Raw genomic sequence first — 20,044 nt, forward strand, 5'->3', positions numbered from 1 at the left:
TTTTTTTTGCAAAAAAATAATACATTTACTACTGCTATCCTGAATTTATTCTAAATTTAAATGTTATGAAACTAAACTGTGTTGTTGTAGATGATAGTTCTATACAAAGGACAATTATTGCCAAATTGGTAAATAATCACCCAGGCTTGCATTTAATAGGGGATTTTTCTAATGCTATTGAAGCAAAAAGTTGTATCTCATTAAATAATATTGACTTAATATTTCTTGATATAGAAATGCCTGTTATTAATGGCTTTGATTTTCTGGACGGATTAAAATCAAAACCCCAAATTATATTTATCACCTCTAAAGCCGAATATGCTTTAAAGGCTTTCGACTACGACGCTACCGACTATCTACAAAAACCAATTGCAGTTGACCGTTTTAATGCTTCTGTAAAAAGAGCAATCGACATGCATTTGCTTAAAAAAGATATCAAAGAAGAAGAAGGCGAACATATATTCATTAAAAGTAATCTTAAAAAACTTAAAATCTTCACTTCAAAAATAAAATGGATTGAAGCTTTTGGAGATTACGTTAGAGTAGTTACAGAAGACGACAGCAATCTGGTTCTTTCTACAATGAAATCTTTTGAAAATGATTTATCGAAAGACAAATTTATCCGCGTTCATAAATCATACATTATTAATATAGATAAGGTTGAGCGCTTTAACAGCAAATTTGCCGAAATTGGCATCACCAAAATACCTTTAAGCCGCAACAAAAAAGAAGATCTTGTAAAAGCACTTTCCACTTCTTCTTAATTTGCTGTTTTAATAAAAATCTACATTAATCACAACTTTTATAGCTCTGTATTGAGCCACAGCTTCAAAACTATTCAGCATTTTCTGAATAGTTTTTTTTGTATTGCCCAAATGAATATTGTGCGGAATCTTAATCAAAATCGTTCTGATGTACTCATTTCGTATTCTGCTTATAGCTGGCTCTTCGGGACCCAAAACTGGCATTCCTAAATTCTGACTCAAAACCTGATACAGCCACATAGCTCCTTCTTTCAATTTATCAAAATCTTTGTGCTTTAGCGTAAGCTTTATAATCCTGAAATAAGGCGGATATCTATAAATCTGCCTGTCATACAACTGTTCTTTATACATACCTATATAATTATGGTCTGTAACCTGCTGAATAGTATTATGATTAGGATTATAAGTCTGAATAACCACTTTTCCTTGTTTTTCTGATCTTCCCGCTCTTCCCGCAACTTGCGTCATCATTTGAAAACTGCGTTCAAAGGCTCTAAAATCTGGATGATGAAGCATATTATCAGCATTCATAATTCCGACTAGACCAACATTGTCAAAATCAAGCCCTTTGGCCAGCATTTGTGTACCAACCAGAATATCTATTTCACGATTCTTAAACGTATCAATTATTTTTTCAAAACCAAATTTTCCGCGGGTAGTATCCTGATCCATTCTAGCCGTTTTTGCTTTCGGAAAAAGTGTTGACAACTCCTGCTCTATCTGCTCGGTTCCAAATCCTTTGGTCGTTAAATCAATACTAGAACAGTTATGGCAATTGGTAGGTTTCGCAATCGAATACCCGCAATAATGGCATCTAAGCTGATTTTTATGTTTGTGATAAGTCAAACTCACATCGCACTGCTGACAATGCGGAACATGCCCACAAGTCATACATTCAATTACAGGCGAATATCCTCTTCTGTTTTGAAACAAAATAACCTGCTCACCCAACAACAGCGATTCTGCAATTTCTTCAATTAAAAGATCGCTAAAATGTCCTGTCATTCTTTTTCTGAAATGCTTGTCTTTTATATCAACTAAAATCACTTCAGGCAAACGGACATTTTTATAACGTTCCGTAAGCGTAACCAGTCCGTATTTATCATTTTGGGTATTAAAATAAGTTTCAATACTTGGCGTTGCCGAACCCAACAACACTTTAGCTTTATGAAAATTAGCCAAAACAATTGCCGCGTCTCTTGCATGGTATCTAGGTGCTGGATCTGTCTGTTTAAAAGTCTGTTCGTGCTCTTCGTCAACAATCAATAATCCTAAATCGTTAAAAGGCAAAAACAAAGCCGATCTCGCTCCTATTACAATTTGCGCTTTGGGCGAATTTTCGAGTGTTTGCCTCCAAACCTCAACTCTTTCATTATTGCTATATTTGGAATGAAAAACAGCTACTTTATCACCAAAATGAAGACGCAGTCTCGAAACCAATTGGGTGGTAAGTGCAATTTCTGGAAGCAAATACAAAACCTGCTTTCCAGTCTCTAGATATTCCTCAATAAGTTTAATATAAATTTCTGTTTTTCCACTCGAAGTTACACCGTGAAGAAGACAGACTTCTTTTTCTAAAAAGCTATTTTTAATTGCAGAAAAAGCATTGTGTTGCGCTTCACTTAACTGAAGTTCTTTTTCTGATTTTTCGCCATTAAAAGTAACACGATCGTGCTGCAGATAATACTCCTCAAATATTTCTTTTTCTATTAAAGATTTTACCGCTGCTGATCCTGCATTTGAGACTTCTATAAGTTTTTTTACGGTAATTGGCTTTTTTTCTGTGGCACTAATTTGAAAATAAGACAAAACAATTTCTTTTTGTTTAGTAGCATTTTTCAATACCGTCAGCAATTCTTCCAAACCAGTATCAGATTCGTATTTGGAATGTAATTTTACATATCGAACCAGTTTTGGCTTGTACGTTTCCTTTATTTCTTCATCCAAAAAAATGATATCCTTCGCAATCAGCTTTTGCAGAATCGGAAGTATATTTTTTCTATTCAAAATGGAAGCAATTTCCTGAACCTTTAAAGAACTCTGATGATGCAAAGCCTCGTAAATTAAAAATTCATCATCAGAAAGTTCGCTGTCATTTACTACAACATCAGGCTTATGCGAAATAATGGTTTCGCTTTCCAGCAATAATCCGCTTGGGAATGCACCTCGATAAACATCTCCAATACCGCACATATAATAACTGGCTATCCAAAGCCAGTGTTGAATCTGGATTTCGGTCGCAATTGGCTGTTCATCTAAAATCTGATGAATTTCTTTGGCTTCATATAAAGTTGGAGCATTTTCATGAACATCCAAAACAAGGCCTGTATAAATTTTACTTTTACCAAAGGGCACAGCAACGCGCATTCCTTTTTTAATGAAATGAAATTCAGCCTCAGAAACTCGGTATGTAAATGTCTTCGCTAGAGAAAGCGGTAAAATGACTTCGATGAAATGCATGGAGATAATTATAAGAGAAATATTTCTCTAAGAAAGAAAATACAGGTACTAGTATCTAATAAATATGCCATTAAAAATCAATCTCCTTATCTTTAAAACTCCTGTTCGCTTTAATTTCAGACACAATATCTTCAGCATTTTTTTCTGAAGCAAATGCACCAAAAGATTTATAAAAATTGTTCTCTTTGCCTTTATTACTTTTTATTGATTTTGTAAGTCGTTCTATAAGTTCAATTTTATTCGAAAAACTAAGCCCTTCAAACAAATTTGAATACGATTCAAGTATATGTTTATCCGTTACAGTCATTTTATCTCTCTTTATATTGTTCCAAATATATGCAAAAATAAGCTATTTTTCTTTTTGTATTTTACTGAGATAATCCTGAACCAGCCTCAATGTTTGGCTTATCGACTTGTTGGTAGTTCCGCCATCATGTCCAGGAATTACATATTTCGGATTTTTAAATTTCGATTGAACTTTTATAATAGATTTCTCCCATTCTTTAACATCAGCGTCACCTAAATAACCCAAATCTTTAGCTTCTGCACTTTTTATAAAACATCCGCCATAAAGAATTTTCTCTTTTCCGAACCAAGCCACAATATTATCTGGAGCATGGCCTTTACCAGGATAATACATCTCAAATTTATATTGTCCAACCGTAAAAACGGTATCATTCGGAATTACAAACTCAGCTCTTGGCTCTTTCTTATTTTTAAGAATTTCGTCTGTTAATTTACCAGAATAAGTTTTAATTCCTTTTTTTCTATAAAAATCCAATCCGCCAGCGCGATCATCGTGCGAATGCGTTGCAAAAACCATTACAACATTTTTATTGTGCTTTTTCTTAATGCTATCCAATAAAGGCTGAAACTGTGTTTTATCCCACGGAGCATCAAACAAGACAGCACCTTTATCTGTTACTACATACATGGCATTGGCAGAAATCTTTACACCTTTGTAATCATTAAAAGTCTTATAAACATAAAAGTCACCCGTAAGATGACTTATTTGTAATGGCGAATTCTTAGATTGTCCAAAGCTATTTGAAACTATAACTAAGAATAAAATTATCGAAGCTAATTTTCGCATTAGGTTTTAATTAGTTTTTTACTCTCGTCCAATATTGTGTTCTTCCCACTATAGAAACTCCAACATAACCGCGAAGTTTTAATTTATCAGCAGACTCTAAAGTGATGTAACATTTGTATTTTTTACCGCTTGTAGGATCTAAAATTGTTCCTCCATTATATTCAGAACCGTCTTTTTTAAGTCCATTTATAATCACCATTCCTAGAATTGGTTTGTTTTTTTCAGCTCCGTCACATTTTGCGCAAACGTCTTTTTTATGACTGTCACGAAGAATATCCACCACCTTGCCGTAAACTTTTCCTGATTTCTCGTAGATCTCAACGATTGATTTTGCTTCACCTGTTGCATCGTCAATTGTTTTCCATTTTCCAATTACACTTTGGCTTTGCATGGTTAAGGCAAAGAAGAACACTCCGATAGTTAGCATCAAATTTTTCATATTATTTTTCTTTTTTTTGTTTTAATTTTCTGATAGAAGCGTTCAATTCGAACCCTAAAAGCAGAATCATACAGTTTATCCAAATATAAAACATTAGAATTAATAATGTCCCAATCGAACCATAAAGTTCGTTATATTTTGAAAATTTTATAACCCAAATCCCAAAAAAGAACGAAGATATAACAATTAAGATCGTTGTAAAAACAGAACCAATGCTTATAAAAGGCACTTTATTATACTGTTTTGTACCATAACGCAATAATATTGAAGATGTTATCAAAATCATTAAAATAACAAACAAATATCGACCCAAAATGATCAGCGGAATTCGATCACTCAGCACATCCTGAATAATTGTTTTCTGAATAAAGACCTCAAAAACTACGATTGTTGCCACCGTAACAAACAAAATAACAGTCATTACAAGAGAAATAGCGAGCGCAACAAGATATTGGCTGAAAAATCCACGTTTATCAAATACGTGTTTAGAGGATTCGAAACCACTCAAGATTCCGTTAATTCCATTTGCCATTAAAAAAATCGAAAGCAAAAATCCAGAAGATAATAAGCCCGAGTGACTATTGTTTAAAATGTCACTTATAATTTTACTAATGGCATCATACGTATTTGGCGGAACGCTTTGCTGTACAAATAGTAAAAAATCGTCTTGAAAATTGTCTATCGGAATAAACGGAATTAAGTTTAAGATAAAAAGCGCAAAAGGAAACAATGCCATGAAAAAACTAAAAGAAACTGCACTCGCATGATACGAAAAAGCACCTTCAAGAATTCCTAAAGTATACATTTCAAGTAAATCATACAGCGAAAAACCTTCCAACCACGGAAGTTTTACTTTCTTTAAAAGTCGGGCTAAAGAGCGCACAACGGGCAATTTTTCAATCCGAGCTTCTATCTCTTTCGACATATTTTTTGATTTTAGATTTTAGAGTTATGATTTTAGATTAAACCATACTTAAGTTCAATTTAACTCATAACTTATAATTCAAAATTCTTACCGCATTAAAAAGCTTTCAAACTCAAATCCATATTATAAACAGAATGAGTCAAAGCGCCAGATGAAATATAATTTACGCCACACAAAGCATATTCTCGGATTGTTTTTTCGTTGATATTTCCTGATGATTCGGTTTGGCATTTTGTACCAATTAACGCAACAGCCGTTTTGGTGTCTTCGTAATTAAAATTATCAATTAAAATCCTATGAACGCCATCGCTTTGTAAAATCTCTCTGATTTCGTCTAAACTTCGGGCTTCAACGATAATTTTAAGATCAAGATTATTTTCTTTTAAATATTCCTTAGTTTTAGAAATCGCACGCGTAATACCTCCAGCAAAATCAATATGATTGTCTTTCAACATAATCATGTCGTACAAAGCATAACGATGATTTTCTCCTCCTCCAATTTTTACAGCCCATTTTTCTGCCACTCTAAAATTTGGAGTTGTTTTACGTGTATCTAAAATTTTAGCATTTGTACCTTCTAAAAGTTGCATCAAATGGTTTGTTTTTGTCGCAATAGCAGACATTCTCTGCATCGTATTCAAAACTACTCTTTCTGCTTTTAAAATAGACTGCGAACTTCCCGAAACTTCAAAAACAACTTCGCCATATTCTACGTGCGTTCCATCTTCGATAAAAGTTTTCACTTTTAGTTTTGAATCTACATGTTCAAATATCATTTTAGCAAGCTCAACGCCGGCAATTATTCCTTGGTCTTTTACCAATAATTTTGCCTGACCGTGTGCCGTATCAGGAATGCAGGCAAGCGAACTGTAATCGCCAGGGCCAACATCTTCTCTAATGGCATTGCTTATTAAAAGTTGTAATTCTGCTTGAAATTGGGCTTCGCTTATCATTTTTCTATTTTTAATAATATGCTAAATTAGGACATATTTTATCGATTTAAAAGTTTCCTTTCTGCGAAAAGTTTCTTATTAACTTATTTTTTTGATTTTTAACCGTGAGTAAAACGTATATTTTTCTAAACGCATAGAAACATAGTTATTGAAACTTTAAAAAAGGCGTTTCACTTGCATCAATTCACATAGCGTAACGCATTGTCTATGTGTGAAAATCTAGATTTTTTCTAAAATCCTCAATATGGCAATTAAAAAATCTATGTTTCTATGTGTTTAAATTTTTCAAGCAAAATCTGCCAAAACAATTCAAAACATTAGATATCTTTGAAGTTCAATCAAACAAAATCATGGGATTAATTAAAGATATTTACTCGGTTTCTTTTTACGAAAAATTTGGTCAGGCTGTCGCCGAAGTACATCCTTCATTCGATAAACAAAAATTTATTGAAACAATTTACGAAGGCGATTTTGCTCAAAAAGAATGGAAAGAACGAATGAAACATACCACAGTTGTGTTTCATCAGTTTATGCCACAAAACTTTTCTGAAGCAACAGCTTTAATTGATAAAATCATTGAAAATCTTAGAAAAAACAATTTTGCAGATAGCAATCTGGCATTCATTTTCTTTGCCGATTATATAGAAATGTACGGTTTAGAAGATTTTGAAACCTCAGCCAAAGCCTTTGTTTCTATAACGCAATTTATAAGCTGTGAATTTGCGGTTCGTCCTTTTATTTTAAAATATAAAGAAAGAATGATTGCCGAAATGGTCAAATGGTCTTTGCACGAAAATCATCACGTACGCCGTTTGGCAAGCGAAGGTTCTCGACCAAGATTACCCTGGGCTATGGCAATTCCGTTTCTTAAAAAAGACCCTATTTCTATTCTTCCTATTTTAGAAAACTTAAAAAATGACCCGTCAGAATATGTTCGCAGAAGCGTTGCCAACAATTTAAATGATATTGTAAAAGATAATCCTGAAATTGTTTTGGAAATCGCAAAAAGATGGAAAGGTCATACCAAAGAAACCGACGGAATTATCAAACACGGCTGCCGAACTTTATTGAAACAAGGACATCCGGAGATTTTAAGCCATTATGGTCTGGAAAGCACGAATATTGAACTTTCTTCTTTTGAAATTAAAACGCCAAAAGTAAAAATTGGAGAGTATCTACAGTTTCATTTTCACTTAAATAATAAAAATGAAGAACCAAAAACGGTTCGTTTAGAATATGCTGTTCATTACAAAAAAGCAAAAGGGCATTTGGCGAAAAAAGTATTTAAAATCAGTGAGAAAATCTATCATCCGAACCAATTAACCAAAATTGAAAGAAACCAGTCTTTTAAATTAATTACAACTCGTGTTTTTCATACTGGAATTCATCATTTGTCGATTATTATTAACGGAACTGAAAGTGAGGTTCTGGAGTTTGAGTTGATTAAATAATATCTCTTAATGAATCTGTTTATGGAAATGAAGAAATCAATTATCAAGATTAGTTTTTGTTTAGCTTTTCTAACATCTATTCTTAGTTTTCAGACTAAAAAAGAAGAAGTTTTAATTCTTTCTTACTCCGCCATAGACTGTCCTTGTGCTCAATGGAAAATAGAAAATCAAAAAAACACAAAAAACATTTATTTGGAAAGGGCAAATAACAAAATATTGGATGCCGATAAAATTTGGGATGGAAAAACTTTGCCTCTAAAATTACGTGTAAAAGGATATTTCAAAAAGGATCTTGGAATTCCAAGAAACTTTTCTACTAAAGGAAATCCAAAACCCGGAAAAGTATTCCTATATACTAAAATCGAAGAAATCAAGTAACTCAATCACCTTAAATACCTAATTTTAAAAATCTTGTCTTTCTAAATTAAAACATAGTCAGCGATTTTCGTTATTTTTATAAATCAAAAACAACTTTTCTTAATCTAAATTAAGTTACAGACTCCTATCACATCTGTAATTTTGTTTTCAAATCAAATAATACCACATGTCAAATATCAGTTTAATTATCGAAGAACGCGCTGCCAACATTGGCAATTTTATGGTGGGGAGATTATTGCCTTTCCGCGAAAAAAGAGCCGTGGGGCCATTTGTTTTTATCGACCACATGGGACCTGCGCATTTAAGTGACCACGAAAACATGGATGTTCCACCGCATCCGCATATCGGACTTTCAACTCTTACTTTTTTGTTTGAAGGAAGCATTATGCACCGCGACAGTTTAGGAACAGAACTCGAAATAAAACCTGGCGCTGTAAACTGGATGACAGCCGGAAAAGGAATTGTTCACTCAGAAAGAACTCCTGAATATTTAAGACATTCAGATAAAATGCTTCACGGATTACAGATTTGGGTAGCACTGCCAAAGGAATTGGAACAAATGGATCCGAATTTCACGCATGTTGAAGCTGAGGATATTCCGGCTTGGGAAGAAGACGGCGTTTCATATAAATTGATTGCTGGTGAAGCATTCGGAAAAAAATCTCCTGTTCCTGTTTATAGTCCATTATATTTTATTGAAATTAAAAATAAAGAAGCCGCGAAAATTAATATCGGAAAAGATTTATTTGGCGAAAGCGGTTTATATATCTTAGAAGGAAGCATTAAAAATGGTGAACATGTTTACGATCCGAGACAAATCCTGATTACCAACGACAGCAGCCTTTGCGAATTTGAAATGGCTGAAAATTCTACCGTTTATATTTTTGGAGGACAGCCATTTCCTGAAGAACATTTTATCTTTTGGAACTTTGTTTCTTCTGATAAAGAATTAATCGAAAAAGCAAAAATCGACTGGACAAACCAAACTTTTCCAAAAGTTCCGGGCGAAACAGAATTTGTTCCTTTACCTGAACCAAGAATTAAATAATTATGGATACAGTATCAGCAAAAATAGATACACGTTTGTATCGAACGGAAATAAAATCAGCATCTGACAACATTCTAATTTCAGACGAACCACAAGAATTGGGCGGAAAAAATTTAGGTTTAAATCCGACCGAACTTTTGGCTGCTTCTTTAGCTTCTTGTACCGTAATTACGTTGCGAATGTACATTAACCGTAAACAATGGAACGTCGAGGAAATTAACGTCAAAATTGATTTTGAAAGGGATTCAGAAAGAAGCGTATCGGTATTTACCAGAAAAATAGAAGTAATTGGTGATGTTGATGAAACGCAAAGACAACGTTTAGAAACGATCGCAAACAGCTGTCCGATTCATAAAACGCTGACGCATTCAATCGAAATTAAAACGACATTAATATAAATATCATGGAAATTCAACAGATAAACGATACTAAAAAAGGCTATTTTGAAGCTTTAGAAGACGGGAAACAAGCTGGACAAATGACTTATACTTGGGCCGGAAACGACAAATTTATTATTGACCATACCGAAGTAAGTCCAGAATTTAATGGAAAAGGTGTGGGCAAAAAATTAGTTATGGCAGCGGTAAATTATGCTAGAGCAAATAATGTAAAGATTATTCCGCTTTGTCCTTTCGCGAAAAGCGTATTTGATAAGGTTGAAGAAATACGAGACGTACTTTCTTAATCTAAGGTTCTAAGTTTTTTTTTGCCACGAAGGCGCAAAGACACAAAGTTTTTTTGTAGAGACGCACCGCAGTGCGTCTTTCGCATTTTATTAACGTCCAGTTTTTCATTCAGAAACTCTGTAACTTTGTCGCTTTGTAACTTTGAACCTTTTCCCTAGATACTTTACCTCTTTGGATATCTCCTCAGAAACTCGTATATTTGCGCGTAATTTAATCTTAGAGTATGACAAGAATAATTACACTTTTCTGCATTTTTGTAGCACAAATCGGCTTTTCTCAATCAGCTGAAAGTTATTTAGAAAAAATCAGAAATAATGAAGCTCTCCTTACTGCTTTCTTTCAGCAAATGCCAAAAGGAGGCGATTTACACCACCATTTTTCAGGATCAGTTTATGCAGAACCACTTTTAGAAAGAGCTATTGCAGAAGACTTTTATTTAAATCTGGAAACGTTGGGAGTTTCTAAAACAAAACCTTCAAATGGAACTTGGGAAAAATTTTCTTCTCTAAAAAGCCAAGGCAAATTAGACTATTACCAACAGCAAATCATGCAGACGTGGTCTATTAAAGATTATAATGGTTCTGTGCCTTCAGATGATTTATTTTTTGATTCTTTCATGAAATTTGAACCTACAATTCAAGGTCATTTTGCAGAAGGTATGCTGGAACTTAAAAAGCGCGCCATTGCAGAAAATGTAAGTTATATTGAAACACAATTATCTACAATTCCGTGCGATATGAATGTTTCTGATTTAGGCGATTTCAATATAAAACTACGCGAAGCAGCAAACCAGAAAGACGAAAAAACAGTTTTAAAACTTTTAGACGATTTGTATAAAGCCCTTCAGAAAAAAGACGCGAAAAAAGACGCTGAAGATTTCAACAATAATTTCTTAGCAAAACTGCACAAAGATTTAAAAATGGATGACGAAAAATTCACCATGCGTTACCAAAACTTTGTGCTTCGTTTTATGGAACCAGTTGATTTGTTTAAAAATTTAACGATTGCTTTTATTTCGTCAAGCGAAAGTAAACTAACTGCTGGAGTTAACATTGTTTCTCCAGAACATGGCGAAAATTCGATGAAAGATTATTGGCTACACATGGTGATGTTTAAGTACTGTCACTCTAAATTTCCTGATGTAAAATATACGCTCCATGCCGGTGAACTGACTTTAGGATTGGTCCAACCAGAAGAATTGACCTGGCATATTAACGACGCTATTTATGTAGCACGTGCGAACAGAATTGGTCACGGAGTTGATATTGCTTACGAAGCAAATTCATACGATTTGCTGAAATATATGGCTAAAAACAATATTCCGATTGAGATTAATTTAGCGAGTAACGAATTCATTTTGAAAGTAAAAGAAAACAGACATCCGTTTTCGCTTTATAAAGAATTCAATGTTCCAATTGTAATCAGCACAGACGATGCGGGAATTTTAAGAACCAATATGACAGAACAATATGTTTTGCTAGCGAAAAGATATCCTGATGTAAATTACGAAACGATAAAAAAATACGTTTACAACAGCATTAATTTCAGTTTTATTCAAGATGATTCGGTTAAAAAGCAATTACTGAAAGATTTGGATAATCGTTTTAAAACTTTTGAAGCTAAATTTTCTAAAAATTAAAGTGCAAAAATGTTTCACGCAGATTATACAGATTTAAGCTGATAATCGCTGATTTTTTTAAACAAAAACAAAATCTGCTCGATCTGCTAAATCTGCGAGAACTTAAAAATTCTCCCGCAGATTTAGCGGATTTAGCAGATAAATTTAACCAACAAATATGATTTTAGAAGCCGCATTTCTTTTCGTTAAACCAGAATTAGCTTCTCAATTTGAAGCTGATTTTGCAAAAGCAAGCCAGTATATTTCATCAATTGACGGTTATTTAGGACACCGATTGGAAAAATGTTTAGAAGTAGAAAACAAATATCTTTTGTTAGTCGATTGGAATACACTAGAAGATCATACAATTGGTTTTAGAACCTCGGAAGCGTATTTGGAATGGAAAAAGATTTTACATCATTATTACGAGCCATTTCCAATTGCAGAACATTTTGAAACGGTTTTTGAGAATAAAAAATAGTTTTTTTTAGCCACGAATTACACTAATTACACTAATTTTTATTCCATTTTTTCAGTAAAATAAATTCGTGAAAATTCGTTAAATTCCTGGCAAAAAAACTTTAATCTATGGCTAAAAAGTCTCCCGCAGATTTTGCAGATTAGGCAGATTTAATTTGTGTTAATTTGTGAAATTTGTGGCTAAAAAAAATGTGAATCCGTGGCTAAAAAACAAACACAATGAATATCAAACTTATCGCTATAGGTAAAACAGACAATAAATCGTTGCAGACTTTGATTGACGATTATACCAAACGTTTGTCGTTTTACATCAAATTTGACTTGGAGATTATTCCAGACATTAAAAACGTAAAAAACTTATCTGAAAGTCAGCAAAAAGAAAAAGAAGGCGAATTAATTCTTTCTAAACTTTCGGCAACTGATCAACTGATTTTATTGGATGAAAACGGCAAAACATTCTCAAGCGTTGGCTTTTCAGAAGAATTGCAAAAGAAAATGAATTCGGGTGTAAAAACACTGGTTTTCGTAATTGGCGGACCTTACGGATTTTCTGAAACTGTTTATAAAAAAGCACAGGGAAAAGTTTCGCTTTCGCTAATGACGTTTTCACATCAAATGGTTCGTTTGTTTTTTATCGAACAATTGTACCGCGGATTTACGATTTTACGAAATGAGCCTTATCATCACCAATAGTTTTTTAGTCCTTAGTGGCGAGTCCATAGTCCTTTGCGGTTAGCTCTTCGCATTTAGCTTTCTAAGAACTAACGACTATGAACTAATAAACAAATTCTAAAGGAAGTTTATCTAGGTTGAAAGTCACATATTTATGAAGTACAATTTTATACTTCATATATTCCTGATAACTCATTTCCTTATCGAATAAGAATACCAAATCTGGTACTTTATCAAACTTTAAACTAAAAAAATAGGGTAATATTTGTGATATTAAGACTTTCTTATTTCCGATAAAAACCTGCCCGTCACCTTTTTTAAAGTACACCACAAAACTTCCTGCTGTAGGTTTTTCCATTTTATAATACACTTTCGTGAAAGGAAAAAAAGCTAAATTCTTTCCTACAGAATCGGCATACGAATAATAGTTTTCAGCATTTTCGTTTTTGTGCGCGCTATCGGCTCTTTTCTTTTCCTGCATTTTAATTACTTGCGGAATAACCAATTTCAAAGGCAAACGTTTATCGATATTAAAAATCCAGTTTGTCGAAATGATAGCACTTTTTCGATTCAAATCGGCAATTGTATCATTTCCTTCTTTTTTAAAGAAAATATAAATTGGGGAATGATCCTGAACGTCTTTTACTATGGTCAGGTTTGATTTTGGCAATAAAACGTCTTGTTTTTTTCCGCAGGAGAATAATAGGCAAATTACAAGTAAACTGAAGTATTTCATAATTAATATTTTTTTTTACACAAAGAATCTACACAAAGTATATCATGGCGAGGAACGAAGCAACCACACTGCGATAACACAAAGTTTTATTTTGCTAATGAGGTTGCTTCGTTCCTCGCAATGACATACTAGAAGTTTAATAACTCATTTTACCAAACAAAGTAACACATTCCACCGCTTCTTTCACATCATGAACACGAAGAATCTTTGCTCCTTTTGTTAACGCAATTGTATTAAGGAATGTTGTTCCGTTTAAAGCTTCTTGTGGCGTAATATCAAGAGCTTTATAAATCATTGATTTTCTTGAAATTCCTGCCAGAATCGGTAATTCTAAAACATTAAAAAGCTCCATTTTCTGCATCACTTCATAATTCTGATCGGTTGTTTTGGCGAAACCGAAACCTGGATCAAGAATTAAATCTTTGATTCCGAGACTTCTTGCTTTTGCTACTTTTTCAGAAAAATAAAAAAGCATTTCTTTTATCATATCATCATATTGTGTCAAGCTCTGCATCGTCTGCGGATTGCCTCGCATGTGCATCATGATATACGGAACGTTGTATTTGGCAATAACCTCAAACATTTTATCGTCTAGTTCACCAGCAGCAATATCATTTATAATCGCCGCACCGCTTTCTATACTTGCTTTCGCAACTTCAGCCCTAAAAGTATCAATCGACAATAATGTTTCTGGAAAATGCTTCAGAATCAATTCAATTGCAGGAACAATTCGGTCGATTTCTTCTTGCTCGGTTACAAATTCAGCGCTTGGTTTGCTCGAATAAGCTCCGATATCAATAAAATCTGCGCCTTCAGAAAGCATTTTTTCTACTTGCGAAATGATCTCTGATTCGTTTTTATATTTTCCGCCGTCGAAAAATGAATTTGGCGTCACGTTCAGAATTCCCATTACTTTAGGAATTTCCAAATCTATCAAACGGCCTTTACAATTAATAAACATTTTGTTTCAAGTTTTAATTTGTTTCAAGTTTCAAGTTTTATATGTTTAAAGTTATCACAGATTACGCAAGTTCAAGAACTTGAAACCTGAAACTTGAAACTATTTGAAATTGTTTCCAGTTACAGCGTTAACAATTTGTTTGGAAAAAACTTGAAACAAAGAAAACCCGAAACTTGAAACTATTTAATATAATCCCTATTTTTGAAGAAATTTTAGCAAATATACAGCAATAAATGAAGAATACTTCTCAAGAATTTGATAATGTAATTTCGGTTTGCCGAACCTTGTTTATCAATAAAATGACAGATTACGGAAGCGCATGGAGAATTTTAAGACTGCCATCGCTGACAGACCAGATTTTTATAAAAGCGCAAAGAATCAGAAGTTTACAGGAAAACGAAGTTCGTAAAGTTGATGAGGATGAAAAAGGCGAATTTATCGGAATTATCAATTATTCGATCATGGCTTTAATTCAGCTAGAACTTGGAGTTGCAGATCAGCCAGATCTCGACGTTGAAAAAGCAACTGAATTATACGATGCTAAAGTAAAATTGACCAAAGATTTAATGGAAGCCAAAAATCACGATTACGGCGAAGCGTGGCGTGATATGCGCATTAGTTCTTTAACCGATTTGATCTTGCAGAAAATCCTTCGCGTTAAGCAAATTGAAGACAATAAAGGAAAAACAATCGTTTCTGAAGGTATCGATGCCAATTATCAGGATATGATTAATTATTCTGTTTTTGCCCTAATTCTAAACCCCATCAATAAATAAATTCCAATATTTAAATTCCAAATTCCAACCTCATTTTAAAATTGGAATTTGGTCCCGATTGCTATCGGGAGGAATTTTAAAAATGAAATTTTTTATGAAAAACATCATTACTCAATTCTCCCGATTATTTGTCGGTGTACTTTTTATCATTTCCGGATTAATTAAATTAAACGATCCAGTTGGTTTCTCTTATAAATTGGCAGAATATTTTAGCGAACCTGTTTTCAATATGCCATTTTTAGAGCCTTTAGCTTTAGGATTAGCAATCTTTTTAGTGATTTTAGAAGTTGTTTTGGGTGTAATGCTTTTGGTTGGCTATAAATCAAAACTGACTATTTGGGCTTTATTATTGCTGATTGTTTTCTTTACATTCCTTACCTTTTATTCTGCCTATTTTGATGTAGTAAAAGATTGCGGCTGTTTTGGAGACGCTTTACACTTAACGCCTTGGCAGTCTTTCACCAAAGATGTTGTTTTACTTTTCTTTATCTTGATTTTATTCATCAATAAAAAATTAGTAAAACCTTTATTTTCAAAAATTGTAACTAACATTATTGTTTTAATAAGCATCGTTTTATGCGTATTTATGGCCGTTTGGGTTATCAATCATAATCCGATCAAAGATTTCCGTCCGTACAAAGTGGGAACTAACATCGAGAAAGGAATGGAAATTCCTGAGGGTGCTCCAAAATCGGTTGTAGAAATGATTTTTATCTACAAAGTAAATGGTGTCGATAAAGAATTTACAGAAAAAGATTTGATGAATATTCCTGAAGGAGCAACTTTCGTTGATCGTAAAGACAAAGTAATCACTGAAGGCTACATTCCTCCTATTCACGATTTCACGATGACTAAAGACGATTCTGATTATAAAGAAGAATTATTAAAAGAGCCTAAATTGCTAATCTACGTAACTTACGATTTGAATTTATCGAATCCTGAAGGAATGAAAAAATTAGCAAAAGTTACCGCAGATGCAAAAGCAAAAGGTTACAAAGTAATTGGAATGACGGCTTCTGGAGCTGAAGAAATTGCTAAAGCTAAAAAGAATTATGCGTTAGATATTGATTTCTATTTCTGTGACGGAACCGCTTTAAAAACAGTTGAAAGAGCCAATCCAAGTATTGTTGTGGTTCACGACGGAACTATAACTCAAAAAGTACATTATAATGATGTTGATGATTTGAAATTGTAAAATTTCTCACAAAATATAAAACTTTAAAACTCCAATTCAATTACATTTGAATTGGAGTTTTTTTTGAGTAAATAAGTATAATTATATAGATGATTGCTTTTGCTTATGGGAAGAAGAAGCAATATTGACATTATAAAACCTAAAGTTTAATTTGTAGCTTTTTTTTTACATTATTTTTCTATTTTTGTGGACACAAATCAAAAAAATGAAGAATTTAAAATACGATCTTTATAGAAATGAAACTACTACGATATTTGAATTCAAAAGTATTGGACCAAATGGAGAAAAAACCAAAGTTATAGTTTATACAAAAACTCAATCTGAAAACATTTATAATTTAGCTTTTGGAGATCTAATTTATGATAAAGTCGAGAAAAAGTATTTTTTTGATGATTCCACAATTACTAACAATGGAGACCGTAATATGATTCTTGCCACAGTAGCGGAATCAGTATACGTTTTCACAAAAAAATATCCTAAAAAAATGGTGTTTTTTAAAGGAAGTACTTTAGCAAGAACAAGATTATACAGGAGAGCAATCACAATTAATTTAAATGAAATATCCAAAACTTTTCTTATATTTGGAGTCGTAAAAAACAAAGATGGAAGTTTATTAAACGTTCCTTTTAAAACTAATAAAGATTTTTTTGGATTCACTTTGAAAAGGAAAGAATTATGAAAACAGTAATTAAAAAAGAATCATCAGAAAATAAAAAGAAACTTACCGAATCAAAAGTAAGGGTTGATAAAAAATTAAATAATTTAAAAATCATGGAATCAGACAAACAAAAAGAAGTCAATTCCTTAATTTTTAAATTTGAAATATAATCTTACATTTACAAAACAAACAGCAAAGTCCATTTAAATTTGGACTTTTTTTGTGGCCTAAACTTTCTTAAAACAAAATTAATTCATGAAGCAATCGCTAAAATTTTTCTTTACTTTTTTATGTACCGTTCTTTCTTTTTCTTCGGCCTTTAGCCAACAAAAACAAACAAACCCTAATCAGCGTTACATCTTTTTTTTTCACAACAAATTTGTTGAAGAAAACGATCTAAATGTCGCACATCCTGAATATGGAAAAGCAGAATACAATGAGATTTTAGCATCTTTTAGAAAAGACAACTTTATAGTTCTTAGCGAAAAAAGAAAAAAAGGCACAAACGCAGCTGATTATGCAGAGAAAATTGTAAAGCAAATTAATAAACTAATCAAAAAAGGTGTTTCTCCCAGTAACATAACTGTTATCGGTACTTCAAAAGGCGGTTATATTGCACAATACGTTTCTACTTATTTGGCAAATCCTAACGTTAATTTTGTTTTTATTGGATGTTATATGGATACAGATATTGAACAAATTCCTGACATTAATTACTGCGGCAACATTTTGATGATTTATGAAAAATCAGATATTTATGGTGTTGATGCCATTAGAAGAAAAGAAACTTCAAAACTAAAGATCACTCATTTCAAACAAATTGAATTGAATACAGGCCTTAAACATGGATTTTTGTATAAGGCTCTCGACGCTTGGATTGTTCCAAGTAAAAAATGGGCAAATGGAAACTATGAACTGAATTAAGCATTCAAAAAACACAAAAAAGTCTTCAGTGAAATTTAAATTATTGAAGACTTTTTTCATTACTGTCTGACGTTTTTTTGATTAAAATTTTAATCTAAAAATAAAATTTTAATCTTTTTTTTATCTCTAAAATACTTCCGCTAGAAAAAAACACCATTTTCTGCCTCAACTATTACGATTTCAATACCGATTTTTCAACCAAAAACTGCCGATTTGTTACAAAATAATCGACTGTTCAAATTTTGTTAATCTACAATTGGCATTCCATTTGTTTGTTTAACTTTGTGAATTCAGTACTTTACTAAAAATATAATTTAATTAAAATATGAAACAATTAGTCCTTGCAGTAATTGCATTTATTACTTTTTCTTGCTCGCAAGCTCAGAAAACAGCTTTTTCTAAAGAAGCTTTATCTGAGAAATTATTAGCCTCTGATGGAAGTCAGGTTGCATTCAAAAACATTTTAAAAAAATATAAAGGAAAAACTTTGGTTATCGAAGTGTGGGCTTCTTGGTGTGGTGACTGTGTAAAAGCAATGCCAAAATTAAAAGAATTACAAGCCAACAATCCTGATGTTTCTTACTTATTTATTTCTGCTGATAAAACGGCTGAAAAATGGAAAGCTGGAATCGAAAAACACGAGTTGAACACAGGCGATCATTATATGATGAATGACGGAATGAAAGGTCTTTTTGGAAAAGCGATCGACTTAGACTGGATTCCAAGATATATTGTTGTAGATAAAACTGGAAAAATCGTTTTATATCGTGCGATTGAAACTGATTTTGATAAAATCGACGCAACTTTAAAAGGATTAAAATAATTTTCAATATCAAAATGTCAATGTCAAAAATCAATTTCAATGATAATGACAAAAATCAATTTTAATTTTGAATAGATTTCGTTGAAATTAAAATTTTAAACAAAAAACAAAAAAATAATATAAAACTACCAAAATGAGAAAATCGATTGTTGCAGGAAACTGGAAAATGCATAAAAACGCAGCGCAAACTGAAGAATTATTAAATGAATTAATTGCTAAAATTCCAGCAAAAACAAATGCACAAGTAATTGTAGCGCCAACTTTTGTAAACTTACAAGCTGCTGCTGCAAAATTAAAAAATACAACTATCGGAGTTTCTGCTCAAAACGTTCACCAAGCTGAAGGCGGTGCATTTACAGGAGAAATTTCTGCAGACATGTTAACAAGCATTGGTATAAACACAGTAATTTTAGGTCACTCAGAGCGTAGAGCTATTTTCCACGAATCAGATGCTTTAATCGCAAACAAAGTTGATACCGCTTTAAAACATGACATGACTGTTATTTTCTGTTTTGGAGAAGAATTAAAAGACCGTCAGTCTGATAATCACTTCAATATTGTTGAAAACCAATTGCGTGACGGAGTTTTCCATATTGCAAAAGAATCTTGGTCTAAAATTGTTTTAGCGTACGAGCCAGTTTGGGCTATCGGAACTGGAGAAACGGCTTCACCAGAACAAGCACAAGAAATGCACGAATTTATTAGAGAAACTATTCGTAAAGCTTTTGGAGCAGATATTGCTGATGAAGTTTCTATCTTATACGGTGGTTCTGTTAAACCAGAAAACGCTAAAGAAATTTTCGGTAAACCAGACGTAGACGGTGGTTTAATTGGAGGCGCTGCTTTAAAAGCTGACGATTTCTTAGCTATCGTTACGGCTATCTAAATTTTAGATTTTAGATTTTAGATTTTAGATTTTAGATTTTAGATTTTAGATTTTAGATTTTAGATTTTAGATTTTAGATTTTAGATTTTAGATTTTAGATTTTAGATTTTAGATTTTA

24 protein-coding genes are annotated in these 20,044 nt (G+C 32.6%); 16 read left to right on the forward strand and 8 right to left on the reverse strand.

What is annotated here, in order from left to right:
- Window positions 1–65 precede the first annotated feature (65 nt).
- Window positions 66–764: a LytR/AlgR family response regulator transcription factor gene (locus AC3E9W_RS20305; RefSeq protein ID WP_008463025.1), complete on the forward strand. Its 699-nt coding sequence runs from the start codon at window positions 66–68 to the stop codon at window positions 762–764.
- A 9-nt stretch (window positions 765–773) separates the two neighbouring features.
- Here the strand turns inward: AC3E9W_RS20305 and priA are convergent, their stop codons facing one another.
- The 6 genes from priA to nadC all read right to left on the reverse strand — a co-directional run bounded on the left by priA (window position 774) and on the right by nadC (window position 6,634).
- On the reverse strand, window positions 774–3,224 hold the full coding sequence (gene priA, locus AC3E9W_RS20310; RefSeq protein WP_488769790.1) for a replication restart helicase PriA: 2,451 nt from the start codon (window positions 3,222–3,224) through the stop codon (window positions 774–776).
- Window positions 3,225–3,294: 70 nt separating this feature from the next.
- On the reverse strand, window positions 3,295–3,531 hold the full coding sequence (locus AC3E9W_RS20315) for a hypothetical protein (protein WP_306157654.1): 237 nt from the start codon (window positions 3,529–3,531) through the stop codon (window positions 3,295–3,297).
- A gap of 42 nt (window positions 3,532–3,573) precedes the next feature.
- Window positions 3,574–4,317, reverse strand: coding sequence for a subclass B1 metallo-beta-lactamase (gene bla-B1-FLAV / locus AC3E9W_RS20320; RefSeq protein ID WP_456892294.1), 744 nt, complete (start codon window positions 4,315–4,317; stop codon window positions 3,574–3,576).
- A 10-nt stretch (window positions 4,318–4,327) separates the two neighbouring features.
- Complete coding sequence (locus tag AC3E9W_RS20325) at window positions 4,328–4,756, reverse strand: DUF2147 domain-containing protein (protein ID WP_488769791.1); 429 nt, start codon at window positions 4,754–4,756, stop codon at window positions 4,328–4,330.
- Between the two features lies 1 nt (window position 4,757).
- Window positions 4,758–5,681, reverse strand: a complete 924-nt coding sequence (locus tag AC3E9W_RS20330) for a YihY/virulence factor BrkB family protein (RefSeq protein WP_306157648.1) — start codon at window positions 5,679–5,681, stop codon at window positions 4,758–4,760.
- Window positions 5,682–5,776: 95 nt separating this feature from the next.
- Window positions 5,777–6,634, reverse strand: coding sequence for a carboxylating nicotinate-nucleotide diphosphorylase (gene nadC, locus AC3E9W_RS20335; RefSeq protein WP_488769792.1), 858 nt, complete (start codon window positions 6,632–6,634; stop codon window positions 5,777–5,779).
- A 350-nt stretch (window positions 6,635–6,984) separates the two neighbouring features.
- On the opposite strand from nadC, the gene AC3E9W_RS20340 reads away from it, so the two are divergent.
- From AC3E9W_RS20340 to rlmH, 8 genes are all read left to right on the forward strand, one after another.
- Window positions 6,985–8,085 carry a DNA alkylation repair protein gene (locus AC3E9W_RS20340; RefSeq protein WP_488769793.1) on the forward strand — a complete coding sequence of 367 codons (1,101 nt, stop codon included), beginning with the start codon at window positions 6,985–6,987 and terminating at the stop codon, window positions 8,083–8,085.
- 192 nt (window positions 8,086–8,277) lie between these two features.
- On the forward strand, window positions 8,278–8,463 hold the full coding sequence (locus AC3E9W_RS20345) for a hypothetical protein (protein WP_488769794.1): 186 nt from the start codon (window positions 8,278–8,280) through the stop codon (window positions 8,461–8,463).
- 166 nt (window positions 8,464–8,629) lie between these two features.
- Window positions 8,630–9,511, forward strand: coding sequence for a pirin family protein (locus tag AC3E9W_RS20350; protein ID WP_488769795.1), 882 nt, complete (start codon window positions 8,630–8,632; stop codon window positions 9,509–9,511).
- Window positions 9,512–9,513: 2 nt separating this feature from the next.
- Window positions 9,514–9,909: an OsmC family protein gene (locus AC3E9W_RS20355; RefSeq protein ID WP_306157636.1), complete on the forward strand. Its 396-nt coding sequence runs from the start codon at window positions 9,514–9,516 to the stop codon at window positions 9,907–9,909.
- A 5-nt stretch (window positions 9,910–9,914) separates the two neighbouring features.
- Window positions 9,915–10,196, forward strand: coding sequence for a GNAT family N-acetyltransferase (locus tag AC3E9W_RS20360; RefSeq protein WP_488769796.1), 282 nt, complete (start codon window positions 9,915–9,917; stop codon window positions 10,194–10,196).
- Window positions 10,197–10,420: 224 nt separating this feature from the next.
- Complete coding sequence (locus tag AC3E9W_RS20365; RefSeq protein ID WP_488769797.1) at window positions 10,421–11,836, forward strand: amidohydrolase family protein; 1,416 nt, start codon at window positions 10,421–10,423, stop codon at window positions 11,834–11,836.
- Between the two features lie 157 nt (window positions 11,837–11,993).
- Window positions 11,994–12,296 carry an antibiotic biosynthesis monooxygenase family protein gene (locus tag AC3E9W_RS20370; RefSeq protein WP_488769798.1) on the forward strand — a complete coding sequence of 101 codons (303 nt, stop codon included), beginning with the start codon at window positions 11,994–11,996 and terminating at the stop codon, window positions 12,294–12,296.
- Between the two features lie 218 nt (window positions 12,297–12,514).
- Complete coding sequence (gene rlmH, locus AC3E9W_RS20375; protein ID WP_035648259.1) at window positions 12,515–12,988, forward strand: 23S rRNA (pseudouridine(1915)-N(3))-methyltransferase RlmH; 474 nt, start codon at window positions 12,515–12,517, stop codon at window positions 12,986–12,988.
- Between the two features lie 82 nt (window positions 12,989–13,070).
- On the opposite strand, the gene AC3E9W_RS20380 is transcribed toward rlmH, so the two are convergent.
- A complete protein-coding gene (locus AC3E9W_RS20380; protein WP_488769799.1) occupies window positions 13,071–13,703 on the reverse strand; it encodes a hypothetical protein in 633 nt (210 codons plus the stop codon).
- Window positions 13,704–13,839: 136 nt separating this feature from the next.
- A complete protein-coding gene (gene folP / locus AC3E9W_RS20385) occupies window positions 13,840–14,664 on the reverse strand; it encodes a dihydropteroate synthase (RefSeq protein ID WP_488769800.1) in 825 nt (274 codons plus the stop codon).
- A gap of 233 nt (window positions 14,665–14,897) precedes the next feature.
- Between folP and AC3E9W_RS20390 the strand changes: the two genes are divergently transcribed.
- The 7 genes from AC3E9W_RS20390 to tpiA all read left to right on the forward strand — a co-directional run bounded on the left by AC3E9W_RS20390 (window position 14,898) and on the right by tpiA (window position 19,926).
- Window positions 14,898–15,440, forward strand: a complete 543-nt coding sequence (locus AC3E9W_RS20390) for a DUF1599 domain-containing protein (RefSeq protein ID WP_488769801.1) — start codon at window positions 14,898–14,900, stop codon at window positions 15,438–15,440.
- Between the two features lie 94 nt (window positions 15,441–15,534).
- Window positions 15,535–16,635, forward strand: coding sequence for a BT_3928 family protein (locus AC3E9W_RS20395; protein WP_488769802.1), 1,101 nt, complete (start codon window positions 15,535–15,537; stop codon window positions 16,633–16,635).
- A gap of 205 nt (window positions 16,636–16,840) precedes the next feature.
- The gene (locus tag AC3E9W_RS20400) at window positions 16,841–17,314 is read left to right on the forward strand and encodes a DUF6934 family protein (protein WP_488769803.1); all 474 of its coding nucleotides are present in this window, start codon (window positions 16,841–16,843) and stop codon (window positions 17,312–17,314) included.
- Window positions 17,311–17,463, forward strand: a complete 153-nt coding sequence (locus tag AC3E9W_RS20405) for a hypothetical protein (protein ID WP_488769804.1) — start codon at window positions 17,311–17,313, stop codon at window positions 17,461–17,463. The genes AC3E9W_RS20400 and AC3E9W_RS20405 overlap by 4 nt, the downstream gene beginning before the upstream one ends.
- A gap of 85 nt (window positions 17,464–17,548) precedes the next feature.
- A complete protein-coding gene (locus AC3E9W_RS20410) occupies window positions 17,549–18,217 on the forward strand; it encodes an alpha/beta hydrolase (protein ID WP_488769805.1) in 669 nt (222 codons plus the stop codon).
- Window positions 18,218–18,542: 325 nt separating this feature from the next.
- Window positions 18,543–19,040: a TlpA family protein disulfide reductase gene (locus AC3E9W_RS20415; protein WP_488769806.1), complete on the forward strand. Its 498-nt coding sequence runs from the start codon at window positions 18,543–18,545 to the stop codon at window positions 19,038–19,040.
- 133 nt (window positions 19,041–19,173) lie between these two features.
- Window positions 19,174–19,926, forward strand: a complete 753-nt coding sequence (gene tpiA / locus AC3E9W_RS20420) for a triose-phosphate isomerase (protein ID WP_488769807.1) — start codon at window positions 19,174–19,176, stop codon at window positions 19,924–19,926.
- The last annotated feature ends 118 nt before the right edge of the window (window positions 19,927–20,044 follow it).

It is taken from the genome of Flavobacterium sp. 38 (genome assembly GCF_057799715.1).